The 25,802-nt window shown below is 69.0% G+C and carries 24 protein-coding genes; 11 read left to right on the forward strand and 13 right to left on the reverse strand.

The window, feature by feature from the left end; genetic code table 11:
- Positions 1-168 precede the first annotated feature (168 nt).
- The 4 genes from AC6LJ2_RS02595 (at position 169) to AC6LJ2_RS02610 (ending at position 4,029) form a co-directional block, all read left to right on the forward strand.
- A complete protein-coding gene (locus tag AC6LJ2_RS02595) occupies positions 169-1,098 on the forward strand; it encodes a LysR family transcriptional regulator (protein WP_498150690.1) in 930 nt (309 codons plus the stop codon).
- Positions 1,099-1,291: 193 nt separating this feature from the next.
- Positions 1,292-2,572, forward strand: a complete 1,281-nt coding sequence (locus AC6LJ2_RS02600; protein WP_498150691.1) for a hypothetical protein — start codon at positions 1,292-1,294, stop codon at positions 2,570-2,572.
- On the forward strand, positions 2,554-3,168 hold the full coding sequence (locus tag AC6LJ2_RS02605; RefSeq protein WP_498150692.1) for a hypothetical protein: 615 nt from the start codon (positions 2,554-2,556) through the stop codon (positions 3,166-3,168). The genes AC6LJ2_RS02600 and AC6LJ2_RS02605 overlap by 19 nt, the downstream gene beginning before the upstream one ends.
- A 120-nt stretch (positions 3,169-3,288) precedes the next feature.
- Complete coding sequence (locus AC6LJ2_RS02610) at positions 3,289-4,029, forward strand: hypothetical protein (RefSeq protein WP_498150693.1); 741 nt, start codon at positions 3,289-3,291, stop codon at positions 4,027-4,029.
- A 12-nt stretch (positions 4,030-4,041) separates the two neighbouring features.
- Here AC6LJ2_RS02610 and AC6LJ2_RS02615 read toward each other — a convergent pair whose 3' ends face one another.
- Positions 4,042-4,779, reverse strand: a complete 738-nt coding sequence (locus tag AC6LJ2_RS02615; protein WP_498150694.1) for an HAD family hydrolase — start codon at positions 4,777-4,779, stop codon at positions 4,042-4,044.
- A 123-nt stretch (positions 4,780-4,902) separates the two neighbouring features.
- Here AC6LJ2_RS02615 and AC6LJ2_RS02620 point away from each other — a divergent pair, with 123 nt between their 5' ends.
- On the forward strand, positions 4,903-5,694 hold the full coding sequence (locus tag AC6LJ2_RS02620; protein ID WP_498150695.1) for an AraC family transcriptional regulator: 792 nt from the start codon (positions 4,903-4,905) through the stop codon (positions 5,692-5,694).
- On the opposite strand, the gene eno is transcribed toward AC6LJ2_RS02620, so the two are convergent.
- On the reverse strand, positions 5,658-6,938 hold the full coding sequence (eno, locus tag AC6LJ2_RS02625) for a phosphopyruvate hydratase (RefSeq protein WP_263914505.1): 1,281 nt from the start codon (positions 6,936-6,938) through the stop codon (positions 5,658-5,660). The genes AC6LJ2_RS02620 and eno overlap by 37 nt on opposite strands.
- Positions 6,939-7,210: 272 nt before the next feature.
- On the opposite strand from eno, the gene AC6LJ2_RS02630 reads away from it, so the two are divergent.
- From AC6LJ2_RS02630 to sodC, 3 genes are all read left to right on the forward strand, one after another.
- Positions 7,211-8,080 (forward strand): LysR substrate-binding domain-containing protein, encoded by an 870-nt coding sequence (locus tag AC6LJ2_RS02630; RefSeq protein ID WP_263914506.1) that lies wholly within the window; start codon positions 7,211-7,213, stop codon positions 8,078-8,080.
- Positions 8,081-8,219: 139 nt separating this feature from the next.
- Positions 8,220-9,464 (forward strand): DUF445 domain-containing protein, encoded by a 1,245-nt coding sequence (locus AC6LJ2_RS02635; RefSeq protein ID WP_498150703.1) that lies wholly within the window; start codon positions 8,220-8,222, stop codon positions 9,462-9,464.
- 211 nt (positions 9,465-9,675) lie between these two features.
- A complete protein-coding gene (gene sodC / locus AC6LJ2_RS02640) occupies positions 9,676-10,200 on the forward strand; it encodes a superoxide dismutase [Cu-Zn] SodC (RefSeq protein WP_263914507.1) in 525 nt (174 codons plus the stop codon).
- A gap of 6 nt (positions 10,201-10,206) precedes the next feature.
- Here the strand turns inward: sodC and AC6LJ2_RS02645 are convergent, their stop codons facing one another.
- The 6 genes from AC6LJ2_RS02645 to AC6LJ2_RS02670 all read right to left on the reverse strand — a co-directional run bounded on the left by AC6LJ2_RS02645 (position 10,207) and on the right by AC6LJ2_RS02670 (position 15,043).
- Positions 10,207-10,842 carry a glutathione S-transferase family protein gene (locus tag AC6LJ2_RS02645; RefSeq protein WP_445656625.1) on the reverse strand — a complete coding sequence of 212 codons (636 nt, stop codon included), beginning with the start codon at positions 10,840-10,842 and terminating at the stop codon, positions 10,207-10,209.
- A 212-nt stretch (positions 10,843-11,054) separates the two neighbouring features.
- Positions 11,055-12,275 (reverse strand): MFS transporter, encoded by a 1,221-nt coding sequence (locus tag AC6LJ2_RS02650; RefSeq protein ID WP_498150696.1) that lies wholly within the window; start codon positions 12,273-12,275, stop codon positions 11,055-11,057.
- A gap of 136 nt (positions 12,276-12,411) precedes the next feature.
- Positions 12,412-13,203, reverse strand: coding sequence for a type I methionyl aminopeptidase (gene map, locus AC6LJ2_RS02655; protein WP_498150697.1), 792 nt, complete (start codon positions 13,201-13,203; stop codon positions 12,412-12,414).
- On the reverse strand, positions 13,204-13,449 hold the full coding sequence (locus AC6LJ2_RS02660; RefSeq protein ID WP_025137936.1) for a ParD-like family protein: 246 nt from the start codon (positions 13,447-13,449) through the stop codon (positions 13,204-13,206).
- A gap of 151 nt (positions 13,450-13,600) precedes the next feature.
- A complete protein-coding gene (locus AC6LJ2_RS02665) occupies positions 13,601-14,755 on the reverse strand; it encodes a PAAR domain-containing protein (protein ID WP_498150698.1) in 1,155 nt (384 codons plus the stop codon).
- A gap of 36 nt (positions 14,756-14,791) precedes the next feature.
- Entirely contained in the window at positions 14,792-15,043 is a 252-nt protein-coding gene (locus tag AC6LJ2_RS02670; RefSeq protein WP_498150699.1) for a hypothetical protein, read from the reverse strand.
- Between the two features lie 142 nt (positions 15,044-15,185).
- Here AC6LJ2_RS02670 and tssA point away from each other — a divergent pair, with 142 nt between their 5' ends.
- Positions 15,186-16,295 carry a type VI secretion system protein TssA gene (gene tssA / locus AC6LJ2_RS02675; protein WP_263914514.1) on the forward strand — a complete coding sequence of 370 codons (1,110 nt, stop codon included), beginning with the start codon at positions 15,186-15,188 and terminating at the stop codon, positions 16,293-16,295.
- Positions 16,296-16,394: 99 nt separating this feature from the next.
- Here the strand turns inward: tssA and AC6LJ2_RS02680 are convergent, their stop codons facing one another.
- From AC6LJ2_RS02680 to AC6LJ2_RS02700, 5 genes are all read right to left on the reverse strand, one after another.
- Positions 16,395-17,189 carry an OmpA family protein gene (locus AC6LJ2_RS02680; RefSeq protein ID WP_263914515.1) on the reverse strand — a complete coding sequence of 265 codons (795 nt, stop codon included), beginning with the start codon at positions 17,187-17,189 and terminating at the stop codon, positions 16,395-16,397.
- Positions 17,190-17,191: 2 nt separating this feature from the next.
- Entirely contained in the window at positions 17,192-18,175 is a 984-nt protein-coding gene (tagF, locus tag AC6LJ2_RS02685) for a type VI secretion system-associated protein TagF (protein WP_498150700.1), read from the reverse strand.
- Positions 18,172-21,942 (reverse strand): type VI secretion system membrane subunit TssM, encoded by a 3,771-nt coding sequence (gene tssM / locus AC6LJ2_RS02690; RefSeq protein WP_498150704.1) that lies wholly within the window; start codon positions 21,940-21,942, stop codon positions 18,172-18,174. The genes tagF and tssM overlap by 4 nt, the downstream gene beginning before the upstream one ends.
- 65 nt (positions 21,943-22,007) lie before the next feature.
- Positions 22,008-23,417, reverse strand: a complete 1,410-nt coding sequence (locus AC6LJ2_RS02695; protein ID WP_263914518.1) for a hypothetical protein — start codon at positions 23,415-23,417, stop codon at positions 22,008-22,010.
- Positions 23,414-24,265: a M15 family metallopeptidase gene (locus tag AC6LJ2_RS02700; protein ID WP_445656621.1), complete on the reverse strand. Its 852-nt coding sequence runs from the start codon at positions 24,263-24,265 to the stop codon at positions 23,414-23,416. The genes AC6LJ2_RS02695 and AC6LJ2_RS02700 overlap by 4 nt, the downstream gene beginning before the upstream one ends.
- Before the next feature lie 239 nt (positions 24,266-24,504).
- Here AC6LJ2_RS02700 and AC6LJ2_RS02705 point away from each other — a divergent pair, with 239 nt between their 5' ends.
- Positions 24,505-25,437, forward strand: a complete 933-nt coding sequence (locus tag AC6LJ2_RS02705) for a hypothetical protein (RefSeq protein ID WP_263914520.1) — start codon at positions 24,505-24,507, stop codon at positions 25,435-25,437.
- A gap of 27 nt (positions 25,438-25,464) precedes the next feature.
- Positions 25,465-25,802 (forward strand): contractile injection system protein, VgrG/Pvc8 family (locus tag AC6LJ2_RS02710; protein WP_498150701.1); only part of this gene is annotated, 338 nt, incomplete at its 3' end.

The raw sequence follows: 25,802 nt of genomic DNA on the forward strand, positions 1-25,802 counted from the left end.
AGGTCGGCACGCCCCGGAGGGGGACGCGGCGCAGTCACGGCGCCTGGCGGGCCAGGGACGGCCCGTCTTGTATTCGCTTATTCTTTCCCAGTAAAGAAGTCTTGACAATGACATCAATAATTGACATTGATGATAAAAAAAATTGACAATCCGCCGAGGAGATTCGACATGGACACCAAAGCCCTGACCCTGCTGGTAGAGATCCTGGACGCCGGCAACCTCAGCGAGGCCGCGCGCCGCCTGAAAATGACCCGCGCCAACGTCAGCTACCACCTGACCCAGCTCGAGCGCGCCGTCGGCATGCAACTGTTGCGCCGCACGACCCGCCACGTCGAACCCACGGAAATCGGACTGAAGCTGTACCAGCACGGCCGCAGCATCCAGGACGAACTCGCGGCGGCGCGCGAAGCCGTCGAAAGCCTGGGCAAGACGCCGCAGGGCAAGGTGCGCCTGAGCGTGCCCAGCGGCTACGGCCAGTTCGTCATGACCCCGTGGCTGCTGGAATTCAAGAAGACCTATCCCGACATCGTGCTGGACGTGCTGTTCGAGAACAGCGTCGACGACCTGCTGCGCGACGAGGTCGACATCGCGGTGCGCATCATGTCCGAGCCGCCGCAGAACCTGGTGGCGCGCGAGCTGGGGCAGGTGCGCTACGTGGCCTGCGCCTCGCCGGATTTCGCTGCCACGCGCGGCCTGCCGGCCCGGCCTGAAGACCTGACCCGATTGCCGGTCATCAGCGCCGCCGTCATCGGCCGGCCGCTGCGCCTGTCGGCCTACTACGGCGGGCTGCCGCGCCAGCACGTGGTGCTGGAACCCACCATCATCTCGCGCAACTACGCCTTCCTGCGCGACGCCATGCTGGCCGGCCTGGGGGTGGGCGTGGTGCCGGACTACGTGGTGCACGACGACGTCGCGCGCGGCGACCTGGTGGCCGCGCTGCCGCAATGGCGCCTGAGCATCTTCGGGCGCGGCATGTACATGCTGTACATGCCCAACCGGCATCACCCGCGCGCCATCGCGATGCTGATCGAATTCATCCAGCAGCGCGCCCAGGCGGCACACGAAGGGCGGCCGGGGTTGCTGGGGACGGGCGAGTAGCGGCCGCGCCGCCCGTCACGCCGTGCCGCCGTTTCCTGGCGGCAGGCGTGAATCAGGGCTGGGGCGAAGGGCAGGGCCAGGACAGGGAAGGGGCGGAGCGGGTCGGGTTATCGAGGTTTGACAAAAAGAAACATAATGATAAAAATCCCGTCGTCGTTCCGATCCATTGCGGGCCTTTTCTTGCGGAGCAAGTATGGCTTTCGTGTTCTTACGCCGGGCGCTGGCCGGCAAGTGGCGGCTGGGCATGTTGGGGGGGGTCGGACTGCTGGCCGGGTGCGCGGGCGGCGAGCCCCGTATCGGCGACAGCTACACCGTGCATACGCCCATCTACGCGGATAACCGAATCTTCTATCTGAAGCCGGCCGCCAACCCCGCCGAGTCCGTACGAACGCTGGAGCTGGCCGGCACGCCGGTGTCGGCCTTTGAGCAGTCCACCGTGGTGCAGGCCAACGCGCCGCTGTCGATCATGATGCGGTCGGTCGATATCCCGGCCCTGCGGGACGCCAACGGCAACAAGACTGCCGGCATCGACGGGCCGGCGGACTACGCCGTGATCCTGGACATCGCGGCCAAGGAGGACGGCAGCAACCAGTCCATCGTGGTCTGGTATCAACGTGGCGTGCAGCCCGACCAGTCCTTGAATTTCTCTAACCTGCTGGTCTATTACGTGCAGCGCTGGGACGAGCGCGTGGCGCCATCGTTCCGGCTGCGGGTGATGGATGTCACCACCGAGCGCAACGCCGAGACCTTGCGCGCCCTGCAACGGGCGCAGGGCGTGGCCAGTGGCGCGGCCAGCCTGGCCAACAACCCGCTGGTGTCGCCGCTGGTGGGCGTGGCGTTTACCGCCGCCGAACTGGTGCTGGCCAACCAGCGCAACCGCATGGTGCTGGACTACAGCGTGCAGCTGTATTCGCAGGCGGCGGTCAACCAGGCAGCCGGTTCCGACCTGGGGCTGCTCAAGCAGGGTACGTACGTGGTGGTGGGCCGGCCGGTGGGCGGCCCGCGCGCGTTCTGGGAAAAGCCGCTGCGCTACAACATCCGCACCAACCAGGCGCTGGACGGCGACACGCCGCTGAACGTGCCGACCGCGCTGGTGTCGGTGGGCACCTTTGAAAGCATCGTGCCCAAGTCCGTGCTGGAAAAATCGGTGGCCCTGACGGCGCTGCTGGGCAAGGTGGGAACGGGAGCCTCGATCGAGCAGGTCAGCGATGCGCAGAGCCGCCTGGAGGCGGCGTTGACCGCGTACACCTTGGGCGAGCGCCTGGCGCGCTATCGCGATGACAAGACGCTGACCCTGATATCGGAAAAACTGAACGACGACTTCTTCGCCAAAGCGTTGGGCAGCGAAGAGGAATTCCTGCTGCTGCGTGGCCTGAACGCCTGCTACAAGCCGAAAGCGCAGTTCACCCGTGTGGAAGAATTCCTCAAATTCCATGACAAACCGGAGGGCAAGGCATGCGCTGCAAGAACCTAGCGTTGCGCCAGGCCGAAGGCGGGGGGATGTTCCGGCCGCTGCTCAGGTGGCTGTGGCCGGCTTTGGTCGTGTTGTTGCTCGGCGGCTGTACATCGGCTTCCGGCCCGGCCAGGCACACCGCCGCGCCGCCTGCGCCGGCGCCCACGGGGCCGACCGAGCCTGCGTCGCCGTCCGGCGCGGCGGGCGGCTGGAACGCCCAGCCCGCGTCGGTCATACCGTTGACGGGCCTGTTTTCCCATCGTTTGCTGGCGCCTCCGCTGCAATTGGTGCAGTTGCCCCTGGCCGGCAACACGCCAACCGTGCTTGCCGCGATGCAGCGCTTTGCCGCCGCTGCGCCGGCGGCGCTGGAACAGCGCGAACTGCTGTACGCGCAGACCTCACAGGAGCCGCAAGAAGGTTGGCTCACGCTGATGGCGCGGTCCGAAGGCGTGGACTGGGTCTTCGGTCTGCAGTTCAACGTGGACGAGGGCGGCCGCACGTTGACGCTGCGACTGCGTACGGCGGGGGCGGCCAATATCGCCAATCCGCAGGGCAAGAAGATGGATGGCCACATCAATACGCTGGGCCAGGTGGTGCCGCGCTTGTTCATGGATTGAGGTGGCGAGGCTGCCAGGGCCGTGGGCTGTCGTGCCGCGTGCGCCGCTCTGGTATAACGCGCAGACGCCCGTGCCCAGGTCAGGGCGCACGCCAACGCTGAACCCAAGAGAGGCAACCCCGTGCCGCAACCCCTTACCGGCCGCCACCTGCTGGCCCAGACGCTGCGCCAGTTCACCCGCCAGGTCCCCGGCATGTTCACCGCCGCGCCGCTGGCGTTCATGCTCTTTGTGATGTCGCTGCCCGGCGCGCTGCTGCTGGATCAGATCGGCGGCCCGCGCGAGCGCTGGCTGCTCGCGGCTGCGGTCGTCTGCCTGCTGTCGTTGGCGCGGCTGGTGGTGGCCTGGCAGCACTACCTGACCGAATCCCCGGCCAGGCCGCCGCTGCGTCTCGATGGCGCCCACCTGCGGGTACTGGCGCTGCTGACCGGCGTGGCGGCGCTGATCGTGGGCCTGAAGTCATTCAGCACGTCGCTGGGCGTGGCCCTGTATTTCAAGATGGCCGGCACGCCGAGCACGGTCTTCCTGACGCTCATGCTGCTCCTGTGGCTGGCGATCTGGCTGCCCGTGATGCACCGGCTGGGCGCCTGGTCGCTCAGTTTGCCCCAGGCGGCCCTGGCGGGCCGCTACGGGCTGGGCCAATCGCGCCGCTGGCTGCGCGGCCGGGTCTGGCCGTTTGCGGCCTTGCTGTTGCTGTTGACCGCATCCACCGCCATTGCCACCGGTTCGCTGACCAAGGCGCTGCGCACGCGCTGGTTCGATGCGATCGCCACCGGGGCGGGCGCCCTGATCATCACGCTGGTGCTGGTGCTGGCGTTCGCCATCCAGTGCGCCATCGCGTACCGGGATCGGGGCGAGGCCTGAGGTTCACCGCCTTCAACCGTGTTCGGCCAACAACGTCGCCAGCGCCGCGGCGGCGCCCGTCAGGTCGGGCAAGACGGTGGCGCCGCGCGCCGCCAGGGCTTGCGCCGTCGACCCCACGCCCAGGAACCGCAGGCCCAGCTGCCGGGCGACTTGCAGGTCCCACAGGCCATCGCCCATCGACACCACCACACCGTTCCGCGTCTGCGGATGGGCACGGCGCGCGTGCGCAATGGCTCGGGCCACCAGGGCATCGCGCGCCGGCTCTTCGCTGGCGGTGAACAGGGCAGCGTCCGAAAACGGAATGCCTGCGGCCTGCAGCTTCACGCCGCTGACCGCGCGCACGCCGCCGGTGGCGAACACCACGGCCCAGGCGGAATCCGCCAGGCCATGCACGAAGTCGGCAGCGCCCGGGATGGGCTGAATGGGCGCTGCCGGCGTAGGCGCGGCCGGCTTAGGCGCTGCCGGCGTAGGCGCTGCCGGCGTAGGCGCTGCCGCCAGTTCATCCAGAAAGCGCCGCGCCAGGTCCTGTTCGAACGCCATCAACTGCCCGGCTGACGGTTCGGCCCGCCCGTTCATGGCCAGCGCATGGCGCAGGATGCCGGTGTCGGTGTGATGCGGATACGCGCCCCAGTCCGTCTCCAGCGCCGGCAGCGCCAGGGCCTGCATGGCCCCCAGGAAGGCGCGCTGGTGCAACGCCACGGTGTCGGTCAGGGTGCCGTCGATGTCCAGCACCAGAATATGATTCTTCACGTCGTTCCTCGCGGGCAATGTCAAAATCCGCATTCTAGGAACGGGCGCCGGCCGCGATGGCGGCGCCTCGGACAATGACTACGCCGTTTCGGACAGCCGACGGCGGCTCGGGACGACAGCGCGATGACGGCGCCCAAAAGCAGCAACCAGATCGACTACCAGGGGCTGGACCGCCCGCTGGGCGCGATGCCCAAGGAATACCCCGACGGCCATCACAGCCGGCCGCACCAGCATCCACGCGACCAACTGATGTACGCCGTGCAGGGCGTGATGCAGGTGCGCGCGGCGGGCAGCCTGTGGCTGGTGCCGCCGCGCACGGCGCTGTGGATGCCGGCCGGCGTGGTGCACGAGACTCGCATGCGCGGCAAGGTGTCGCTGCGCACCGCCTATCTCGCGCCGGGCCTGGGCGGTGGGCGCGGGCCCACGTTGACCGGCGTGTCGCCGCTGCTGCACGAATTGCTGCTGCGGGCGGTGGACATGCCGATGGACTACGACGAGGCCGGCAAGGACGGCCTGATCGCCCGACTGCTGATGCAGGAGATCGACTGGCGCGGCCTGGCGCACCTGGACATGCCCTGGCCGGTGGATGCCCGTCTGCGCCGCATCCACGACCATCTGCTGCGCCATTCGGCCGACGCCGACGGCCTGGCCGCCTGGGCCGACCGGCTGGGCCTGTCCGAACGCACCCTGGCGCGGCTGTTCGTGCGCGAACTGGGCATGGGCTTTACCGCCTGGCGCCACCGGCTGCGCCTGATGGTGGCGCTCAGCCGGCTGGGGCAGGGCGCGCCGGTGGGTGTGGTGGCGCACGAAACCGGCTACGCCACGGCCAGCGCCTTTGCCGCGATGTTCAAGCGCCTGACCGGCCGCCTGCCGTCGGATCAGGCGCGCCGCACCAGCGCGCTGGCGCCGGCATAGACGGCCGCCGCACCCAGTTCGCGTTCGATGCGCAGCAGGCGGTTGTACTTGGCCGTGCGGTCGGCGCGCGACAGCGAGCCGGTCTTGATCATGCCGCAGTTGGCCGCCACTGCCAGGTCGGCAATCGTGGTGTCTTCGGTTTCGCCCGAGCGGTGCGACATGACCACGCCATAGCCCGCGCGGCGCGCCAGCGCCAGCACCCGCCAGGTTTCGCTCAGGGTGCCGATCTGGTTGATCTTCACCAGGATCGCGTTGCCGATGCCTTGTTCGATGCCGGCCTGGAACAGCTCGGGGTTGGTGCAGAACACGTCGTCGCCGACCAGCTGGCAGGTGTTGCCCAGCGTGGCGCCCAGCACCTTCCAGCCGGTGGCGTCGTCTTCGGCCATGCCGTCCTCGATCGACACAATGGGGTAGTCGCGCACCAGGCCGGCCAGGTAGTGCACCTGCTGTTCGGGGCTGCGCAGCAGGTTCTCGCCGTGGTAGCGATAGCCTTCGGCGCCATGGAATTCACTGGCGGCCGGGTCCAGCGCCAGTGCGATGTCGGCGCCGGGGCGCAGGCCCGCCTGTTCGATGGCGGCCATGATGAAGTCCAGCGCCTCGGGCGCGTTGCGCAGGGTGGGCGCAAAGCCGCCTTCGTCGCCGACGTTGACGCTGTGGCCCGCCGCCTTGAGCGCGTGGCGCAGCGTGTGGAACACCTCGGCGCCCATGCGCAGGGCTTCGCAAAAGCTGTCCGCGCCCACCGGCAGGATCATGAACTCCTGGAAATCCAGCGGGTTGTCGGCGTGCGCGCCGCCGTTGATGATGTTGATCATGGGTACGGGCAGCGTCTGCGCCTGCACGCCGCCCACGTGGCGCCACAACGGCAGGCCCTGGCTGGCCGCCGCTGCGTGCGCCACTGCCAGCGACACGCCCAGCAGCGCGTTGGCGCCCAGGCGGCTCTTGTCGGCGGTGCCGTCCAGCGCGATCAGGGTCTGGTCGATCTCGGCCTGCTGGTCGGCGCGCAGGCCCACGAGCGCGGCGCGCAGTTCGGTATTGACGGCGTTGACCGCGCCCAGCACGCCCTTGCCCAGGTAGCGGGCGGCGTCGCCGTCGCGCTTTTCCAGGGCTTCGCGCTGGCCGGTGGACGCGCCGGACGGCACCAGGGCCAGGCCGCGCGCGCCATCGTCCAGGCGCACTTCGACTTCAACGGTGGGGTTGCCGCGGCTGTCCAGCGCCTCGTGGGCGGTCAGGTGGGTGATGTGCATGGCGTGGGGCTCCAGATAAGGAAAGGTCAGTTAATTGAAAGTAATGCCGTATCGGGCCGCTGCGCTGGCCGCGTCACCGTAAGCCGCGCGTGATGGCTTGAACGGGCGGGCAGCACGCTTTGAACAGCCCGGATTGCAATGTCGCCATGCTAAAAACAGGCCATGCCGCCGACAATGCAGTTTTTCTGCCTATCCGTCAGTTTTCTTGACGAATAGGCGGCCGAACCTCGCGGCCGCCGCCTGCGCCCAACCCTGCCACCGTCCCTCACGCCATGCGCCAATTGCCCCCGCTATCCGCCGTCCGCGCCTTCGAAGCCATTGCCCGCAGCGGCTCGGTCACGCGCGCCGCCGAAGAACTGTGCCGCAGCCACGGCGCCATCAGCCGGCACCTGCGCCTGTTGCAGGAACACGCGGGCGTGGCGCTGTTCGAGAAAGACGGCACGGGCCTGCGCCTGACCCAGGCCGGCGCCACCTTCTACGCCTCGGTGCGGGCCGCGTTCGACCAGCTGGAAAACGCCTACGAGCGCCTGGCCCGCGAGTCGCAGGCGCCCGGGCTGCACGTGGCGTGCAGCGCCACCTTCGCCATGCGCTGGCTGGTGCCGCAGCTGGCCGTGTTCTATCGCAAGCACCCGGACATCCGCATCCGCCTGTCGATGACGTCGGCGCGCGAAATGCGCAACGAAGGCGCCGACCTGATCCTGGCCTGGGACCTGTCCGGCTACGCCGAGGCCGACCGGCGCCAGGCGCTGCCTTTGGCGCCGGTGCGTTTTGGCGCGGTGTGCACCCCGGCTTATGCCCGCAAGAAGCCCGCGTCGCGGGTGCGCATCGCGCATGAATACACCTCCAGCGCCTGGAACCAATGGGAAGCCATCACCGGCCAGCCGGCGGCCCAGGGCGGCACACTGGCGTTTCCGCACACCCACCTGTGCATCGAGGCCGCGTTGTCCGGCCTGGGCGTGGCGCTGGTCGAGCGGCGCCTGATCGCGCGTGAACTGCAGGATGGCCTGCTGGTGGCGCCTTACGGCTTCGTGCCGTTCGACGGCGGCCTGCGCGCGGTGCCGGCCGCCGGCCGCACGCGCACGGCCCATGCCGACGCCTTCATCGCCTGGCTGCGCGGCGCGTTGGCCGAGGCGGGCGATTGATCCCGCCCGCCGGCAGGCTTGGTATGCTGGGCCTCGCGTTCCCGCCGGAGACCTCATGACCGCAACACCATCGTCCGCCCGTTCGTCCGCGACCCATTCCGCGCTGGCTTCGCAGGCGCGCCGCACGCAGTTGCGGCGCATGAAGATCGCCGCGCTGGCGCTGCTGGTGGCGATGATCAGCGGCTTCATCACCAGCCACATCATGGGCGGGCAGGGCGCCTGGGCCTGGGTGCGGGCCTTCTGCGAAGCCGCCACGGTGGGCGCGCTGGCCGACTGGTTCGCCGTGGTGGCGCTGTTTCGCCGGCCCATGGGCCTGCCCATTCCGCACACCGCGATCATTCCCAGCAACAAAGACCGCATCGGCGACAACCTGGCGGTGTTCGTGCGCGACCATTTCCTGGACCCGGACACGCTGATGGAAAAGCTGCGCGTGTTCGACCCGGCCGCGCGCCTGTCGCGCTGGCTGGCCCGCCCCAAGCAGGCGCATGCCCTGAGCGACGGCGCGCGCCGCGTGGCGCTGCAAACGCTGGACCTGCTGGACGACCAGGCCGTGCGCGGCGTGATCCAGGAATTCGTGGTCAAGAACCTGCGCCGCTGGGACGCCGCCGGCACCGCGGGCGAGGTGCTGGGCCTGTTGACCCGCGACGGCCGCCACCAGGAACTGCTGGACGCTGCAATGGAGCGCCTGGGTGGCTACCTGGGCGATGACGACGTGAAAGAACGCGCCTCGGCGCTGCTGGTGAAGTTTGCCCGCAAGGAATGGCCGCGCATCATCTCGGCAGTGGACGTCATCGCCTCGGTCGACGGCATTGCCGACAACCTGGCCGACCGCCTGGCGCGTGCGCTGGTGCAGGAACTGCGCGACGTGCTGTCCGAACCCGGCCACCCGGTGCGGCGCGACTACGAGGCCTGGGTGCTGGACTATATCGAGCGCCTGCGCACCGACCCGGCGCTGGCCGAGCAGGTCGAAGCCCTGAAGCAGCGCGCCATCGACCACCCCAAGGTGCAGGAATACGTGCAGGGCCTGTGGGACGACATCCACGCCGCGCTGCGCCGCGACCTGGCCGACGAGCAGTCGGCCCTGGCCGCGCACCTGGAAAGCGCCTTGCTCGCGCTGGCCCGCAAGCTGGGGGAAGACCCGGATCTGCGCGAGGCCATCAACAACCATGTGCTGGGCGCCGCGCGCCGCCTGACCGGCCGCCTGCGCATCGGCGTCACCGAACACATCTCACGCACCGTCAAGCTGTGGGACGAGCGCCATCTGGTCGACGAACTGGAACTGAGCGTGGGCCGCGACCTGCAATACATCCGCTTCAACGGCACGCTGGTGGGCGGGCTGATCGGCGTGCTGCTGCATGCCGGGGTGTTGCTGGTGGGCAGTTAGGGCCTGGGCGTTTGCCGGGCGTGCGGGGCCGAAATACCGGCCGGCAACGGCCTGTTACCCCGGATGTATCAGGAATGAAGATTGCTGGCGAAGCGCCGCGCCCCGGTGCTATTGTCTTTCGCAGTCTCCGGCGCCTGGCGACAGGGCCGCAGACCCAGCACCGCCCACCCGGGCGGCGCGCAACCGGCGCAAGATCCCAGGAGGCAAGTCCATGAAGAAAATCTCGATACTTGTTGCAACGCTGACACTGGCCGGCGCCTCGGCCGCGGCCCAGGCCGAGAACGTCGCGATGTCGTTCCTGACCGCCGACGGCGTGGGTAAAAGCGCAGGCACCATTTCACTCAAGCAGACCAAGGCCGGCCTGCAGTTGACCCCCAACCTGACGGGCCTGCCGCCCGGCGAACACGGCTTTCACGTGCACGAAAAAGGCTCGTGCGACCCCGGCATGGTGAACGGCCAGATGGCGCCCGGGGGCGCGGCCGGCGGCCACCTGGACCCGCACGGCACCAAGGCCCACAAGGGCCCCGAAGCCACCGACGGCCACACCGGCGACTTGCCCTTCATCGTCGTGGCCGCCAACGGCACGGCCAAGCAGGCCGTGGTGGCGCCGCACCTGAAGCTGGCCGACGTGAAAAAGCACGCGCTGATGATCCACGTGGGCGGCGACAACTACAGCGACACGCCCCAGCCGCTGGGCGGCGGAGGCGGGCGTCTCGTCTGCGGCGTGGTGAAGTAAAGGTCTTCAGGCCGTGCCGTTGCGTCCGTACAGCAGATAGGCCGGACGTTCGGCCAGGCGGTCGTAATAGGCGGCCACCGCGGGTAGCGGTGGCCGTTTGTCGTTATCCAGCGGCGTGCTGAACCACCGGTTCACCGACAGGCCCACCGCAATGTCGGCCAGCGTGAAATCATCCCCCGCCACATAGGCGCGGGTCGCTTGCAGGCGCTGTTCCAGGATGCCCATGAAATGCGCCCAGTCCCGGGTCGATGCCGCGATGGCCGCCGGGTCCTGGTGCGCGGGCGATTGCCGCGCCAGCCCCATGAAGGCGTAGCTCCACGAGCGGTTCAGGTCGGTCGCCTGCCAGTCCAGCCACTGGTCGACGCGGGCGCGGCGTTTGGGCTCGGCGGGGTACAGCGCGTCCGTCTTGCCGTATTGCCCGGCCAGGTAGCGGATGATGCTGTTCGATTCCCACAGCACGAAGTCGCCGTCGCGCAGCACGGGCACCATGGCGTTCGGGTTCAGGGCCAGGAAAGCCGGGTCCTGCGTCGCACGAAAGCCCACGCCCCAGTCTTCACGTTCAAACGGCAGGTCCAGTTCGGCGCAGGTCCACAGCACCTTGCGCACGTTGATGGAAGAGGCCTTGCCCAGGATGTTCAGCATGTTGGCAGCCGCGCCGGCCGGGCGCGGATCAATGAGAGGGATCGGAAAGCAGTCGGCGCGCACGGCGCCTTGCTGCACCAGGTGAGTCTAGCGGCAGGGCGGGCGAGTCGACAGATACAGATCGGCGGATCGGCGGGCACAACAGTTGGGCAAGCGCGGGTATCGCGCCGAATTGCCTGACTGCCGCGGGTCGAGGCGCCGTCATGCCCGTCTCACGCCGCCACCGCCTCGGGCTGGTTGCGCAGCCGCCGCACGGGCGACGCGAACAGCACCACGAACTGCACCGCAAACCCCACGCTGGACACCCACAGGCAGGCCTCGACCCCCACCCGTGACGCCAGCGCCGCGCCGATCAAGGCGCCCACCGGCCGCGCGCCGAAGGTGGCGGTGACGATCACGGCGGACACGCGGCCCAGCAACGCATTGGGCGTGACCGCCTGTCGCAGCGTGGTGGTGGCAATCGTCCACAGGATCGGGCCGGCGCCGAACAGGAAAAAGCCCACCGCCGCCCAGGCGCCGGACGGCAGCGCCAGGGTCGACAGCAGGATCAGGCTGGCCGCCAGCGCGCATAGCGGCCCGGCCGCGATCAGCGCGCCGAACGGCAGGCGGGCGGCCAGCCAGGGTGCGGCCAGCGCACCGGCCAGCATGCCCGCGCCGTAGATGCCCAGCGTGGCGCCCACGCCCGCCGCCGTCAGGCCCAGATGGGCGACGGCATACGCCACGTACACGGCCTGCAGCACGAACCAGGCGGTATTGAAGAACACCGCGGTCACCAGCACCGGCCGCAGCAGCGGATGGGCGGCCACGAACGCCGCGCCCTCGGCCAGTTCGCGCCACAGCCGTCGGCGCGGTGCCGTGCGCGGCGGCTCGGCTGGCAGGCCCGCCAGCAGCATGGCGGCCAGCAGCGACAGCGCCGTGGCCAGCCCATAGGCGCTGGACGCACCGATCCAGCCGACCAGCGCGCCGCCCAGGGCAGGCCCCGCCGAAAACGCCGCGCTGCGCGCCAGTTCCAGCCAGCGGTTGGCATTGCCCAGGTCGCGGGCCGGCACCAGCGTCGGCACCAGCGCCGGGGCGGCCACGTTGTAGGCCACCGTGCCCACCGCACCCAGAAAACCCAGCACGGCCAGCCAGCCCAGGTTCAATCCGCCCAGCGCCAGCAAGGCCAACAGCCCCAAGAGGCTGGCCGCGCGGGCGCACTCGGCGGCGGTCATCAAGGTGCGGCGCGATATCCGGTCGGCCAGCACGCCGGCCGGCAGCGACAGCAGCAGGAAGGGCAGCGTCTGCGCCGTCTGCAGGTAGCCGGTCTGGGCCGCACTCGCGCCCAACGCCAGCACGGCCACCAGCGGCGCGGCGGCCAGGGCGATCTGTTCAGAGAATTGGGCGGCCAGGTTGGACGCGGCGAGGCGCCGGAAGGCCGGGGGCAGGGCGGGCATGGGGCGGGCGGCAGGGCCGCAGAAACGGCAAGGGCCCGATCATGATCGGGCCCCGCGCGGTCCGCACTCCGAATGTTGCGGTGGGTTCAGCTCAAGGAGCCGGCGAACCGTCGCCCAGGCCGACTGGGCGTTTCGCTCAAGGAATCGGCGGGTAATCGCCGAAGCCGTCCGGCCAGGGCGTCAGCACTTCATAGCCGGTCTCGGTGACCACCACCATGTGTTCCCACTGCGCCGACAGCGAGCGGTCTTTGGTGACGACGGTCCAGCCGTCGGGCAGTTGCTTGGTCTGCGGCTTGCCGGCGTTGATCATCGGTTCGATGGTGAACATCATGCCCGGCTGCAGCACCATGCCTTCGCCCGGGCGGCCATAGTGCAGCACCTGGGGATCGTCGTGGTAGATCTGGCCGATGCCGTGGCCGCAGTATTCGCGCACGATGCTGAAGTGCTCGCGGTGCGCGACGGTCTGGATGGCGTGGCCGATGTCGCCCAGCGTGGCGCCCGGCTTGACCGCCAGGATGCCGGCGCGCATGGCTTCGTACGTGGTGTTGACCAGGCGCCGCGCCAGCGGGCTGGGCTGGCCCACGAAGTACATGCGGCTGGTGTCGCCGTACCAGCCGTCCTTGATGACGGCCACGTCGATGTTCAGGATGTCGCCGTTCTTCAGGACCTTGGCCGACGGAATGCCGTGGCAGATCACATGGTTGGCCGACGCACAGATGGTCTTGGGAAAGCCGTGGTAGCCGACGTTGGCGGGAATGGCCTGCTGCACGTTGACGATGTAGTCATGGCAGATGCGGTCCAGTTCGTCGGTAGTGACGCCGGGGCGCACGTGCTCGGCAATCATGTGCAGCACGTCCGCGGCCAGGGCGCCGGCCTTGCGGGCCATGGCGATGTCGGCGGCGGACTTGATCGAAACCTTCTTCGCCATTTACGCGGCCTCCTGCTGGCCGGGCTGCGGCTGCCCCTGGGACAGCGCCGCGATGCTGAAGCCCTCGGCCTGCTCGATGCGGATCAGCAGCTGGCAGATGTCGGCGTGGCGCAATTCGGGGTAGAGCTCGGACAGCATGCCGATGCGCATCCAGTGTTCCGCCTGGGAATTGATGGAGCGGCTGAGCGCGCCGCTGGCGACGCGCAGGTTTTCGTGCATCTGCTCGGAGATCTTGACGATGCCCATAGTGAACGTTCCGTATATGGTTTGTATATGGAACGTATGGTACTGCGGGTTGCCGGCGGGCGCAAATCGGCGCGGCAGGGTGAGCCCGGGCGCCCTGAACGGACGCGCACGGACGCGCACGGACGCGCACGGCTGCCGACGCCGGGCAGCCTCAGGCGCTTTGCGTGGCCGGCGCCTTGTCCAGCAGGTTCATCCCGTCCAGCAGCTGGTAGCGCGCCGGGTACTGCGACCGGGCGTACGGTTCGCAGCCGGTGCCCTGGGTGGCCACGGCCATCACCACGAATTCCGCGAAGTCCTCTTGCGGGCCGGCCTTGGCGTAGTCGGACGGCACCTTGCCGTCGGACCGCGCCGCCGCCGCCCAGGCCTTCATGTCGACCTGGGTGTTGTTGGCGTAGCTGTGGGCCAGCTCGTGCAGCACGGCGTGGTCGACCATGCCTTGCTCGCCGGGCATGCTGTAGAGCGTGATGTGCGAGAACGTCGTTTCGCCCACGGTATGCGCGTCGCGGGTCGGGTCGGCCCACGGCGGGCCCTTGACGACCTGCGCGTTCAGGCGGGTGACGCGGTCTTCCAGCGACATGCCGCGCGCAATGCGGATCTGCAGATCGCGGCCTTGCAACAGCGCCTTGGGCGCCGCGCCCAGGCTCTTGGCCACCTGTTCGGGTTGCGGCTGGGGCTGTTCGGTCAGGCGTTCGGTGATTTCGCTGGACGAGCGCTGCAACAGGTTGCCGGTCCAGGGCGATTCGCGCGGCTCCAGCACCACCGGCACGCGCTGGCCGCCGGGCCAGGCCTCGTACATGACGCACTTGTCGTCGCCCTGGCGGGCCTGGCCGGCCGGCGGCTGGTAGGCCGACGGGCCGGTCATGCGCACGGGCGCGCGCTTGGCGTCGAACATCTGCTCGGTCAGTTTCAGCGTGTCGGACACGTGAGCGCACTGGGCGGGCGCGTCCTGCGGCGCAATCGCCTCGGCCAGCGCGGCCGGCGCGCCGGCCTGTACGGCAGCGGCCGCATCGTTCACGCCCGAACCGCCGCCTTGGCCGCCGCCATGCTCAAGCTGGTAGAACTGCTGGCTGGCGATGAGCGTGGCGCCGCAAGACGTTTTCATGCCTTCCAGCGCGGTGGGGCGATTCGAGCTGACGCTCTGCACGCCTTCCACGATGGTGTGCTGGCCGGGGCACTTGGGGCAGGTGACGCGATCGCCCACGCGTGCCATGGGCTGGCCGAAGATCTGGACGGACTCGTCCCCGGTGACGACCACGCCGCCGTGTGACGTGCGGTCGCCCTTGCGTATTACGGATCGCTGCGCCATGGCCGCCCGTTGCTCCGAAAGGATGGTTATTTATGCTTACAGATAGGTGCCGTCAGGCGCCATGCGAGGCGGGCCCACGACGAAGGTGCCGTCGGGCGCCATGCGCACGGGACCGCCGCTGCCCAGGTAGCTGCCCTCGGGTGCGCGCTGCGGTGTGCCGGCAACATAGGTGCCATCCGGCGCCCGCGTGATCGGCCCGCCGTCGCCGACGTAGGTGCCGTCCGGGCAGCGCCGCGGCGTGCCATTGATGAAGCGGCCGTTGGGCATCATGTGGAATGACTTGTTCATCGTGACTCCCAGTTTTTGGAGAGCTTGAATGATATCCAGGGTGCCTGATGCGCTTTGTAATAGGACGTGTCATCTTAGAACGTAACGTCGTTACAGATATGGGATCATCGCTGCTTTCGACGCCGCCACGACTCAGGAACCCATGAGCGATATCGACGCATTGTTGCAGCCCATTCCCGGCCCGGCGCCTTGTGGCGCCGACATGGTTTTTTCGGCCGAATTCGACGCCATCCGCGAAGCCCGCCGCCACGACGACCCGCACCTGGACCAGGGCGACTGGGTCATCGACATCAAAGAGGCCGACTGGCCCCAGGTCATCCGCATCTGCACCGACGTGCTGACCCACCGCAGCAAGGACGTGCGCGTGGCCGCCTGGCTGGCCGAAGCCTGGGCCAAGACCCGCGGCTTTGCCGGCCTGCGCGACGGCTTCCTGCTGGTCGACGGCCTGTGCCGCCACTACTGGGACGGCCTGCATCCCGTGCCCGACGAGGGCGATGCGCAGCAACGCGTCGGCAACCTGGCCTGGCTGCTGTCGCGCTCGCAGCAACTGGTGCGCGAACTGCCGCTGACGCAGTCCGAAGGCGGACGCTTCGGCGCGGTGCTGTGGGACAGCGCCAGCCAGCTGGCCAACGCCATCAAGCGCACGCCGCAGAACGCGGCCGACATGTCGCGCGGCAAGGTCACGCTGGACCAGTTCGATGCCGCGCGCCGCGACACGCCGCCCGCGTTCTATTCCGACCTCGAAGGCCAGCTGCAAAGCTGCTTCGCGGCCGTGGACGTGCTGGAGCTGACGCTGACCGAACGCCTGGGCGATGACGGCCCGGCGTTCACGCCGCTGCGCACGGCCCTGCAGGACGTGACCGAGCTTGTGCATCGTTTCGCCCGCGAGGCCGGCCTGCTGGTGCGCGCCGACCTGGCGTCGCCGTCCGCGGCCCCGGCCGCAACGCCTGCCGGCGCACCCGCCATCCGCATGGAGCCCACCTTGACCGCTGCCGCCGACCTTCCGTCCGCCGCGCCCGCGCGCGGTCCGCTGCAAACCCGTGACCAGGCCCTGGCGCAATTGCGTGAAGTGGCCGAGTTCTTCCGCCGCACCGAACCCCACAGCCCGGTGGCCTATCTGGCCGACAAGGCGGCCAGCTGGGGCGAGATGTCGCTGCACCTGTGGCTGCGCACCGTGGTCAAGAACGGCGAGGCCCTGTCGGGCCTGGAAGAGCTGCTGGGCGTGCCCAAGCCGCCCGAGCACAACGGCTGACAGGAAAAGGGCCCCAGGCATGCCGCCGGGGCCCGCAACGCGGCGTATTCGCCGCCTGTTCGATGGGCGTGCGCCCGGCCGTCGCGGCCGGTGCGGACCTTATCGGCTGGCCCGGAACTCGATCCGGCGGTTCTTGGCCCGGCCTTCCGCGGTGGCGTTGGTGGCCACCGGCTGGTCCGGCCCCGCGCCCAGCGTCTCGAAGCGCCCGGGCGGCAAGCCCTTGTCCACCAGGTAGGCCCTGACCGCGTCGGCGCGCGCCTGGCTCAGCGCCAGGTTGGTGCTGCGGCTGCCGGAACTGTCGGTGTGGCCGATGATCTGCACCTTGTCGCTGTGCAGCTTGGGCACCACGTCGGCCACCTGGTCCAGCAGCTCGCGGCCGCGTGCGGTCAGCGTGGCGCTGCCGGTTTCGAATTCCACCACGCGGTTGGTCAGCACCTTGTCCAGCAGACCCTGTTCGTCTTTCCCGGCCGCCACGCGCAGGCCGTTGACGATCTTGTAGGTGGGATTGAGCGACGTGGCGAAGGTGCTGGCGATCTGCTGGCGCGAGGCCTCGTTCTGCACCTCGCCGCGCAGGCGGATCTGGGTGCCGTCCACTTCCAGCTGGCCGCGGTTGATCTGCTTGAGCGGCTGGCCGATCAGCTTGCCCACGTGTTCGGACCAGTTCGGCGGGGCGACCACGCCGCCCACTTCGATCTGGTCGATCACATTGCCCACGCCATACACCTGTTGCAGCCGCGTCAGCACGTCGGCCTTGGTGGCTTCGTCGGGCACGGCGCCGCTGGCCACCACCTGGCCCGGCTGGGGAATGACATTGGCGGGCACGACGGTGGCGCCGTCTTGCGCCACGGCGGCGGACGACAGCAGCGCCGCCAGGATCAGGAGAGAGACACGCATGGTCAGGCTCCGGTGAAGACTTCGCGGTAGGTGTCCAGCGCCATGCGCAGGGACAGCCGCGGTTGGTCCAGGTAGCTGGACAGCTTGGCCAGGCCATGGCTGGCCGACACGTGGTTGCGCACCCAGGGCGCGTCTTCCAGCACGATGTGCTGTTCGGCAAACGCCTGCGGCGTGGACAGCAGGCTGGCCAGCGTCTGCGGCGACGCGCCGCGAAAGCCCGCCACCAGCCGATGCTTGCCGGCGATGCGGCCGATGAACACGGTAATCTCGAAGTCGGCGCGCGACAGGAACGGCGCGATCAGCGTCATCCAGTACGAGGCCACCAGGTTCAGGTACAGGGGATCGTCGGGCAGCGGCAGCGCCAGCCCGCGATCCAGCTGCGACGAGCCGCTGGACATCACCGGTTCGAGCAGAATGCCCAGCGCCAGGATGATGTCGTGCACCCGCGCCGCGTGGCCGTTGCCGCGCAGCATCGCTTCCAGCCGTTCGACGGTCTGCAGGTCGACAAACGCGTCAAAGCCGTCGTCGGCCTCGGTGCGGATCTCGCCTTCGAGTTCGTTCAGCGCCTGCAAGGCGGCCGCGGGGTCGGCGTCGGTCATCAGCAGCGCCGCGGCGCCGCTCATGCGGTTCCAGAGCCGGCTGAAGGCCATGGGGCTGCGGGCAATGAATTCCAGCGGCCGCTGCACTTCCACCGAGGTCGCCGACAGGAATGGAAAGCGCCGGCCCGACTGGTCGCGGCTGGGCTGCAGATGGCCCGCAATGGCCAGCTTGCCGCGCGACCCCAGGATGGCGAAGGGCATGGGTTCGGCGTCGTCGTACAGCGTCTTCCAGTGCGGATCCTGCGCCAGCAGCTCCATGGTGTGGGCGACCCAGGCGTCCAGCGTGGCCATCAGCTGCGGGTGCGAGGTGTTCTTGACGAAGTCGCCGCGGGCCGGGATCTTGCCGAAATAGGCCGTGCGGAACAGGGGGGACTGCAAGTTGCTCATTGCGGCGCTCCGGGTCGCGTCTGGGCGGAGGAGGAGGATTCGGGGGTGGCGCCCACCACGGAAGAGGGCAGGCGCAGGTTGCGCAGGCCCTGGCTGCCGCCGGGCTCGCTGCCGCCGGCGCCAGGCGCCTGGGCGTTGCTGATGATGCGCAGTTTCACGGGCACGGTCACGTTGGACTTGCCCCAGCTCATGTTGAAGCTGCCGTCCGCGTTGGACGTGCGCTGGGCGGTGGCGATCAGGCGTTCCAGGCCGAAGCGGCCCGGCTCGTTGACGATCTCGACCACGCTGCCGTCAAAGGTGGTGGCCGTGATGCGCGCGCCCGGCGCGCCCTGGGCATTGGGCCACACGAAGTTGACCCACTGCGGCGGGGTGTTGCGGTAGCGCAGCTGCTGGCCGTCGATCTCGATCGTGTATTCCGTGACGCCCGAGGCCGGCTTGGGCTGGATCTGGAACAGGGTCTGCGGCTGGCTGGACGCGCCGCTGCCCGCGGCGCCGCCCGACAGCGGCGCCACCCACTGGGCGAAGTTGGCCGTGAAGGTCGGCTGCAGGCTGATGCCCATGTCGCCCCAGGTGCGGGCGGTCAGGATGTCGCCGCGGCGCACGGTCAGCGGGCCCAGCGTGTCATTGACGTATTTGGCGATGCTGCCCTGCGGGCCGAACACCTGGCCGATCTCGTCGCTGCTGGCCTCGACGCTGGCGCGCGCGGCAAACGGATACTTCTCGGCCAGGGTCTGGTTGAACGGCTGGTAGATCTGCGCGTTCCAGACCTTGTTCAATTCCGATTCGGCCGGCTGCATGGCCACGGCGTAGGCCTGGATCAGCGGGCGCACCAGCAGCGGACGCAGCGTTTCGCGCTGGGTCGCCGACAGGCCGGCCAGCATCTGCTCGTCCACCAGCTTGAGCGCGTCGGCCAGTTCCGAATCCTTGCCCTCCAGGGTCTGGCGCAGCAGGATCAGCGAGCCGGGGCCGGGGTCGCCCTGGTTGTTCAGCAGGTTGAAGCGGGTGCGGATCTTGGACAGCGCGCCCATGTAGTTGCCCAGCAGCGATTGATTCTCGCGCGTGACCACCAGGCGGGCCACGTCCGAGAATTCGCGGCCCACCGGGCCCATGGGAATCGCTTCGCCGTTGGCCGTGGTGGTGGCCGCGGGCGCGGGCGGGGGCTGGCGCAGGATCACGCGCTTGAACCAGCCCACCACGCCGCTTTGCGCCTGTTGCAGGCCGGCGTTGATCAGCGACGGGTTGTCCCACGAGGTCTGTTCGTAGGTCGTGTTGATCAGCTTGGCGATGGGCGAGGTCTGCGGATCGCCCAGGCGGTTCATCGCACCCACCGACTGCTCGAAGCTGGTGAACGGCTTGATGGTGACGCCGCGCAGGAACTTCTGCCATTCCTGGGCGTATTCCGTCTTGTACATCGTCGCCAGGCTTTTCTGGATCTGCTCGGGGCTGCCGTCCAGCGTCAGGTCGTCGCGTGCATTCACGCCCAGCACCCAGTCGCTGGTCTGCACTTCCTTCTTGGCGGCCTCGTTGATGGCGGGCTGGATGTACTGTTCCCAGGCTTCGCGGGTGAAGGTGCCGGGGATGGCGTAGCTGCCGGCCACCACGCCCGCATCGTTCTCGCCCACGATGCGCGCCACCGTCATGGTCTGGAAGCGCGTGGCGGCGCGGGCCTTCAGCGTGGCGTAGGCGCGTTCGCGCGCCGGCATGCCCTGCATCACGGCGCGCAGGCTGGCGCGGGTCTTCTCGACCAGGGCCAGGTTGGTGTCGATCTGCGGCCAGCCGGCATCGGGCGCGCGGCTGACGTAGAACGAGATCAGGCGCTCGCCGCTGCGGATCAGCTGGTCGCGCGGCATGGCGCCGCGGTTGGTCTCAAGCCAGCCGCGCCAGAAACGCGTGATCTGGTCGGACAGGTGAGTGGGGTCGACGTGCTGGTGATTGGCCATCATCAGGTACGTCTTGAGCGCGTTGTAGGCGTCGTCGGCGTTGGTCGGCGAGGCGTCCTGGAACAGCGTGTCGCCGCCCGGGTTGTGCGGCGTGCGCGCGGCCTGCGGCGCCGGTTGCGGCGTGCCCCCGGCGGCCGCGGCGGCGCCGGACATGTCCACCTTGGCCAGGAAGTCTTCCAGGCTGGCCTTGACCGGGCTCAGCATGAACTGGCGCGCGCCGTTGTAGTACTCGGCCAGCAGGCGTTCCTTGAGCACGTCGCCCTGGTACAGGCCCAGGCCCAGCGACCACGGCCGGCTGGACGAATAGCGGTCCAGCTGCTCGATGCGGTCCTGCAGGATCTCCATGGCTTCCAGGCGGCTTTGCAGGTCGGTGCGTTCGCTTTGCAGGCGCACCACCTTGTCCAGGTCGGCCTGCACGTTCTGCGCCAGTTGGCGGTTGCCCAGGTACGACCAGCTCCAGCCGCCCAGCACCAGGCCCAGCGCCAGCACCAGGCCGAAGAAGGTCACGTAGCGCATGCGGGTCTTGGCCGGGCTGGCGTGCTGGCGCACCAGTTTCTTGTCGGCGAAGATCACGCTGGAAAACAGGTCGCGCAGGAAAAAGCCGTTGTGCGAGGACACATTGCGGGCCTGGCCGCGCGTGGCCGGCCGCAGATCAAAGCGCTCGGCCAGCCGCTCGGTCGACGTGCTTTGCGAGACGCCTTCCTGCAAGGCGCTGGTGAAATAGAAGCCGCGGAACACCGGCTTGTACTGGAAGGGGTTGGTCTCGAACAGCGTCGACAGGAACGTGCGCAGCGCAGGCTTGATGCCGGCGAATTCCAGCGGAAAGGTCAACAGCCCCGGCGGCAGGTCGCTGCGGTTGCGCAGCGAGATCTGCGCCGTGCCCATTTCCTTCAGGCCTTCGTACAGTTCGTCGAAGCGTTCGTCGAACAGGGCCAGCACGTCGCGGTTTTCTTCGGCGCCGTAGGGCAGGGTGGCGCCCCAGACGCGGTCGCGCTCGCGCTGGTCGCTGTCGGAGAAGAACTCGCTGAAGCCCGAGATCAGGTCGGCCTTGGTGAAGATGATGTACACCGGCGCAAACACTTCCAGCCGGTCGGTCAGTTCCTGCACGCGCTGGCGCAGGTTCTTGGCCAGGTTGATGGCGAATTCGGGGCCCGCGCCGGTCAGCTCGTCGATGCTGGCCGCCACGATGATGCCGTTGATCGGCGCCTTGGGGCGATGGCGCTTGAGCAGGTCCAGAAAGCCCATCCATTCGTTGCGGTCTTCTTCGTGCACCGAATAGCGGCCCGCGGTATCCAGCAGAATGCCTTCGGTGGTGAAGAACCAGTCGCAGTTGCGCGTGCCGCCCACGCCGCGCACGGCCGCGCCGTTCTTGTCGGCGAAGGGAAATTGCAGGCCCGAATTGATGACCGCGCTGCTCTTGCCCGCGGCGGGGTTGCCGATCACGATGTACCAGGGCAGCTCGTACAGGGCTTCATTGCCCGACACCTGCCCGATCTTCGAGGTCTTGATCGTGCGCACCGCCTGGATCAAGCGCGTGCGCAGGGCGTCGACCTCGCCGCGGTTGGCGGCCGCCGCGCCCGTCTGCACCTGCTGCTCCAACATGTCGCCCAGGTTCTTGTTGGCACGCCGCGCACGGCGCCGGCGCCACAGGTAGGCGCACAGCCACAGAAACAGGAAGATCCCCAGCGCGATGCCTGCCCACACCAGGCCGATCTCGACCGTGTCGGCGAACAGGAACAGGAACACGACCAGGGCGATCAGGCCGATCGCCATGAACAGGCGCGGGTTGCCCAGCGCGCGTGAGGTCCAGTGCCTGCCTTCGCTCATGGCGCTGGAAATACCGGAGAAGAAACCTGAAGGGCTACGCATGATTTTCGCTGTTTTTATAGGGGTCAAGCGGAGGGGGGAAGAGGTTGGGACACCAGCGCAAGCGTGCGCAGCGCCGGGTCCTGCGTCATGACGACCAGTACCGGCGCGTCGGCCTGCGCGTTGGCCTGGCCCGCGACAGCCAGGGTCAGCAAATGCGCGGCCGCGCCGGTGTAGCCGCAGGCGGTGCCGACCGCCAGGCAGTCCTGGTTCGGGTCCAGCGCGGGAAACAGCGTGCTGGCCAGCCCCGCGGCTTCCAGCGGCCGGCTGCCGCGATGGTCGGCGTCGCTGATCAACGCACGGATATCGTCCGCGCGCCGCGCGTGCTGGGCCAGGAACTGGGTGGCCAGTTCGGCCAGCATGGGTTCGCTGGCGGCGCCGCGCGCGTCGGCCTCGGTGGCACGATGCGCCATGGCCGACAGCGTCAGCGCGAAGGCGCCTTCGGGCGGCGGGGCGGGCGGGGCGCTTTTAGCGTCGGGGGGCGCGGTCTGCGCCAGATCGAGCAGCAGGCCCGCGGCGGCCTCGCCGGGCACGCGGCCTTGCGGCGTGGCGGTGCTGACCAGCATGCCGCCGGCATCCCAGTCCTGCACCACGTTCGCATCAATATAGGAATCGGCCGCGGCCACGATGCGCAGCGGCGCCCGGTCCGCGGCAAGCGGTTCCAGCGCCAGCTGGCGCAGCAGGCTGTCGCTGGCCAGCGTGTCTTCGGCCTTGTGCAGCCGCAAGGTCAGGCGCGAGGGCGCCCAGACGGCCGCCGCGCGGGCTTGCTCCAGCGCGTGGTCGCGCGCGGCCTGCGGCCATGGCGCGGGCAGCAGCAGTTCCAGCTGCAGCAGCGGCCAGTCCTGGTCGCGTTCCGGCGTGCCGTGGTCCAGCACATGGCCGCGGGCTTGCTGCGACAGCGTTTGAACCACCTCGCACAGCAGCGCCGTGGCGCGCAGACGGTCGTCCGAGCGCGCGGCCGGCGGCGCCTTGTCGGCGTGGGCGGCTTCGCGCAGCGCGTCGATATCCAGGTGTTCGGCGCGGGCGCTGAACACCGGAAAACCGCGCGCGTTCGTCAGTTGCGTGTCCAGGTCGGGCCGCCGTTGCTCGGCCAGCGCGTCGTGGATCGCGGCGGCATCGCTGCCGGGCGCGGCGCGGGCGGCGCCGGCCAGCGCCACCAGCCGGGTCACGGCGGGGGCTGCGGGGGCTTGCGCGGCGGCGGTATCGGTCTTGGGGGCCGCCGCGGCGGCGGCGCGGGCCTCGCGGCGTGCTCGGGCGATGCGCAGGCCGGCCCAGCCCGCCGCGATCAGCGCCAGCGGCAGGGCGAACAGGTACAGCCCGATGTCCACGCCGGTGGGCAGCGTGCGCGATTCCTGCCACCAGATGATGACGCCCAGCCAGACGACGCCAAACACCAAGGCCAGCACGAGGCCGGTCTTCAGGACGCGGCCCATCATTGCGCGACCCCGGCGTCGCGGCGGATCACGCCGGGGCGGCGCAGCTCGGTGTGGCCGAAGTCCATCAGCTTCCAGCGGCCGCCCCAGGTCAGGCCGACACGCTCGGCGGTTTCGCCGAACAGTTCATAGCCGCGCATGGCCCAGGGGTCTTTCTCGGACACCACCACCTTGCCGTCGCGCAGGAACGCGCTGTCCGCGGCCAAGCCGTACTGGTGATAGCTCTGGTAGGCGCCGGCGTTGGTCACATGCGATCCCTTGGCGGCCAGTTCGGCCTGGCGCTCGGGGCTGCGATAGCCCTCGATCAACACCATTTCGTAGCCGTGCTCTTCACGCATGACGCGGTACGCGGCCAGCAGGCGCTGGCGGTAATCCGCATCCAGCAGGTTCCAGTCGCGGCTTGCGCCGCCCAGGTTCGGACGCACCAATTCAACCTCGCGCGTAGTGAAAACTTCGGGCGGCAGGGGCGGCGGCGGCACCAGCCGTTCACCGGTCAACAATGCCTGGATTCGGGGGTCCGGACCGGCCATCCGGTCCTCGTAAATAAATGTGTGATTGTGTCGCATGACGAAAGCGAAAAGGGACGGAAGCAACACCACCGCGAGCACCGCGGCGATCTGCCAGCGGTACACGGAAAACGTATTTCCGGCCCTGCCGAACCCTGCCCGGACGGCCTGTGCCGAGCCGCCGACCATGCCCCCGGCATGGTCCGCGCCACGCGTGACACGACGGCGAAATCCCTGCGCGAGCGCACGTGCGCTTCGCGCGGTTCCGGCCCGCAAGGACGGGAAAACCAGCAGCGCGGAAACGCCGATCGCGAGCAGAAAATATAGGGGCAGTAGAACTAGCAACGGTATCCCTCAATCACGAAGGCGTAATCTTTTGTTCTATTCGGGATTGAGGCAAGCGCTTGGGCGTTGCAGACAGCGTCGATGCTTTAGGAATCGTAACAAGAAGCCGTGATCTAAAAGATGTCATCAGGTATTCTCGGACACCTTGGTTAAAAGGGGTTTTATGCGCCCCAGCCAACACGGGACCTCGCATGGCAGAAGACGAAAAAAGATCGCGACCACCGCCCTCTATTCCTAGTTTGCTGGCCGGGCGCTCATCCACGCCGGATGAGCGGCAGTCGTCGCGCATCCTCGCCACGCTCGAAGGCCGCGTGCCCGACGCCGAGGTCAAGCACCTGCCGCCCAAGACCCGTTCCAAGACACCGCTGGTGGTGTTGCTGCTGCTGTTCCTGGGCGCAGCGGGCGCGGGCTTGTGGGCGGTGTACGACACGGCGCAGTTGCCCGTGGTCGTGGCCCGCGCCGATGCCGATGCATCGCGCAATCTGTCGACGTCGGGGGCCGCCTCGTCGGGCGCTGCGACGCCGGATGCCTCGACGCCGACGGCCTCGCTCAATCAGCCGGCTGCGGGGCAAGCGCCGGCGCGTGCCAATGCCGAAGCGCCGCCGTCCAATGCCGCCACCATCATCGAAGACCATCCGCTGGCGCAACTGACCCAGCCCGATGCGCAGGCCGACCTGCGCGAGCCCGCCAATCCGCTGGCCGCGCTTGCGGTGACGGCTGCCGCGCCCAACAAACCTGCGGCCGCGGCGTCGGCCAAAGCGCCTGGCCCGGCCCCGCAGCGCACCGAGCGCACGCGCGACGGTACGGTGGCCGCGGCAACGGCCGCCGCGGCGACGGCCGCCGCCCCGCAGGCCTCGACGGCCAAGGGGGCGCCCAAGGCCGCCGCCGCGCCTGCGCGCGGCAAAGCCACGCCACGCAGTGACAGCGACGCGGCCTTGCTGGCGGCGTTGATGTCCTACGGCCTGCCCCCCGCATCGCCGCCCGGCACCAAGGTCTACAAGACCGACGGCATCTTCATCCGCGAGCTGCCGGGGTCTTCGCTGTCCACCCGCTTGGGGGAATGCCGCAAGCTCGGCTTTCTTGAAAGCGAACAATGCCGCCTGCGCGTATGTGCGGGCCACTGGGGCACCGCTCCGGAATGTCCCAATGCGCAGGCTCACACCGAGCCCTGAGCGCTGCTGAATAAGGTTTTCCCCGTGATGGATACGACCGCGACCGCCGGCCTGTTCAATTCCGACGCCCGCCTCTACCGCCTGCAAGGCGAGGGCGCGCTGGCGTCGCTGCACGTCGAAGGCTGGACCGGCCGCGAGGCGCTGTCGGGCGTGGCGCAACTGCGCATCGTGGCGCTGTCCGACGATGCCGGCCTGTCGTTGCAAGACATGATCTCGCGGCCCGTCACGCTCTGGACGCCGCGCGCCGACGGCAGCCGCAGCGGCCGCAGCGGCGTGGTGCGCGAAGCGGAATTGCTGGCCGGTGATGCAGGGCTTGCGCGCTACCGGCTGACGGTGGCTCCGTGGCTGTGGCTGGCCACGCAGCG

The organism is Achromobacter sp. 1014246743, from assembly GCF_059760725.1.

Bases quoted from the DNA above. Each gene is read 5' to 3' on its own strand.
- AC6LJ2_RS02595 (WP_498150690.1), top strand. From the start codon at position 169: ATGGACACCAAAGCCCTGACCCTGCTGGTAGAGATCCTGGACGCCGGC.
- AC6LJ2_RS02600 (WP_498150691.1), top strand. From the start codon at position 1,292: ATGGCTTTCGTGTTCTTACGCCGGGCGCTGGCCGGCAAGTGGCGGCTG.
- AC6LJ2_RS02605 (WP_498150692.1), top strand. From the start codon at position 2,554: ATGCGCTGCAAGAACCTAGCGTTGCGCCAGGCCGAAGGCGGGGGGATG.
- AC6LJ2_RS02620 (WP_498150695.1), top strand. From the start codon at position 4,903: ATGACGGCGCCCAAAAGCAGCAACCAGATCGACTACCAGGGGCTGGAC.
- eno (WP_263914505.1), bottom strand. From the start codon at position 6,938: ATGCACATCACCCACCTGACCGCCCACGAGGCGCTGGACAGCCGCGGC.
- AC6LJ2_RS02630 (WP_263914506.1), top strand. From the start codon at position 7,211: ATGCGCCAATTGCCCCCGCTATCCGCCGTCCGCGCCTTCGAAGCCATT.
- AC6LJ2_RS02635 (WP_498150703.1), top strand. From the start codon at position 8,220: ATGAAGATCGCCGCGCTGGCGCTGCTGGTGGCGATGATCAGCGGCTTC.
- sodC (WP_263914507.1), top strand. From the start codon at position 9,676: ATGAAGAAAATCTCGATACTTGTTGCAACGCTGACACTGGCCGGCGCC.
- AC6LJ2_RS02645 (WP_445656625.1), bottom strand. From the start codon at position 10,842: ATGCTGAACATCCTGGGCAAGGCCTCTTCCATCAACGTGCGCAAGGTG.
- AC6LJ2_RS02650 (WP_498150696.1), bottom strand. From the start codon at position 12,275: ATGCCCGCCCTGCCCCCGGCCTTCCGGCGCCTCGCCGCGTCCAACCTG.
- map (WP_498150697.1), bottom strand. From the start codon at position 13,203: ATGGCGAAGAAGGTTTCGATCAAGTCCGCCGCCGACATCGCCATGGCC.
- AC6LJ2_RS02660 (WP_025137936.1), bottom strand. From the start codon at position 13,449: ATGGGCATCGTCAAGATCTCCGAGCAGATGCACGAAAACCTGCGCGTC.
- AC6LJ2_RS02665 (WP_498150698.1), bottom strand. From the start codon at position 14,755: ATGGCGCAGCGATCCGTAATACGCAAGGGCGACCGCACGTCACACGGC.
- AC6LJ2_RS02670 (WP_498150699.1), bottom strand. From the start codon at position 15,043: ATGAACAAGTCATTCCACATGATGCCCAACGGCCGCTTCATCAATGGC.
- tssA (WP_263914514.1), top strand. From the start codon at position 15,186: ATGAGCGATATCGACGCATTGTTGCAGCCCATTCCCGGCCCGGCGCCT.
- AC6LJ2_RS02680 (WP_263914515.1), bottom strand. From the start codon at position 17,189: ATGCGTGTCTCTCTCCTGATCCTGGCGGCGCTGCTGTCGTCCGCCGCC.
- tagF (WP_498150700.1), bottom strand. From the start codon at position 18,175: ATGAGCAACTTGCAGTCCCCCCTGTTCCGCACGGCCTATTTCGGCAAG.
- tssM (WP_498150704.1), bottom strand. From the start codon at position 21,942: ATGAGCGAAGGCAGGCACTGGACCTCACGCGCGCTGGGCAACCCGCGC.
- AC6LJ2_RS02695 (WP_263914518.1), bottom strand. From the start codon at position 23,417: ATGATGGGCCGCGTCCTGAAGACCGGCCTCGTGCTGGCCTTGGTGTTT.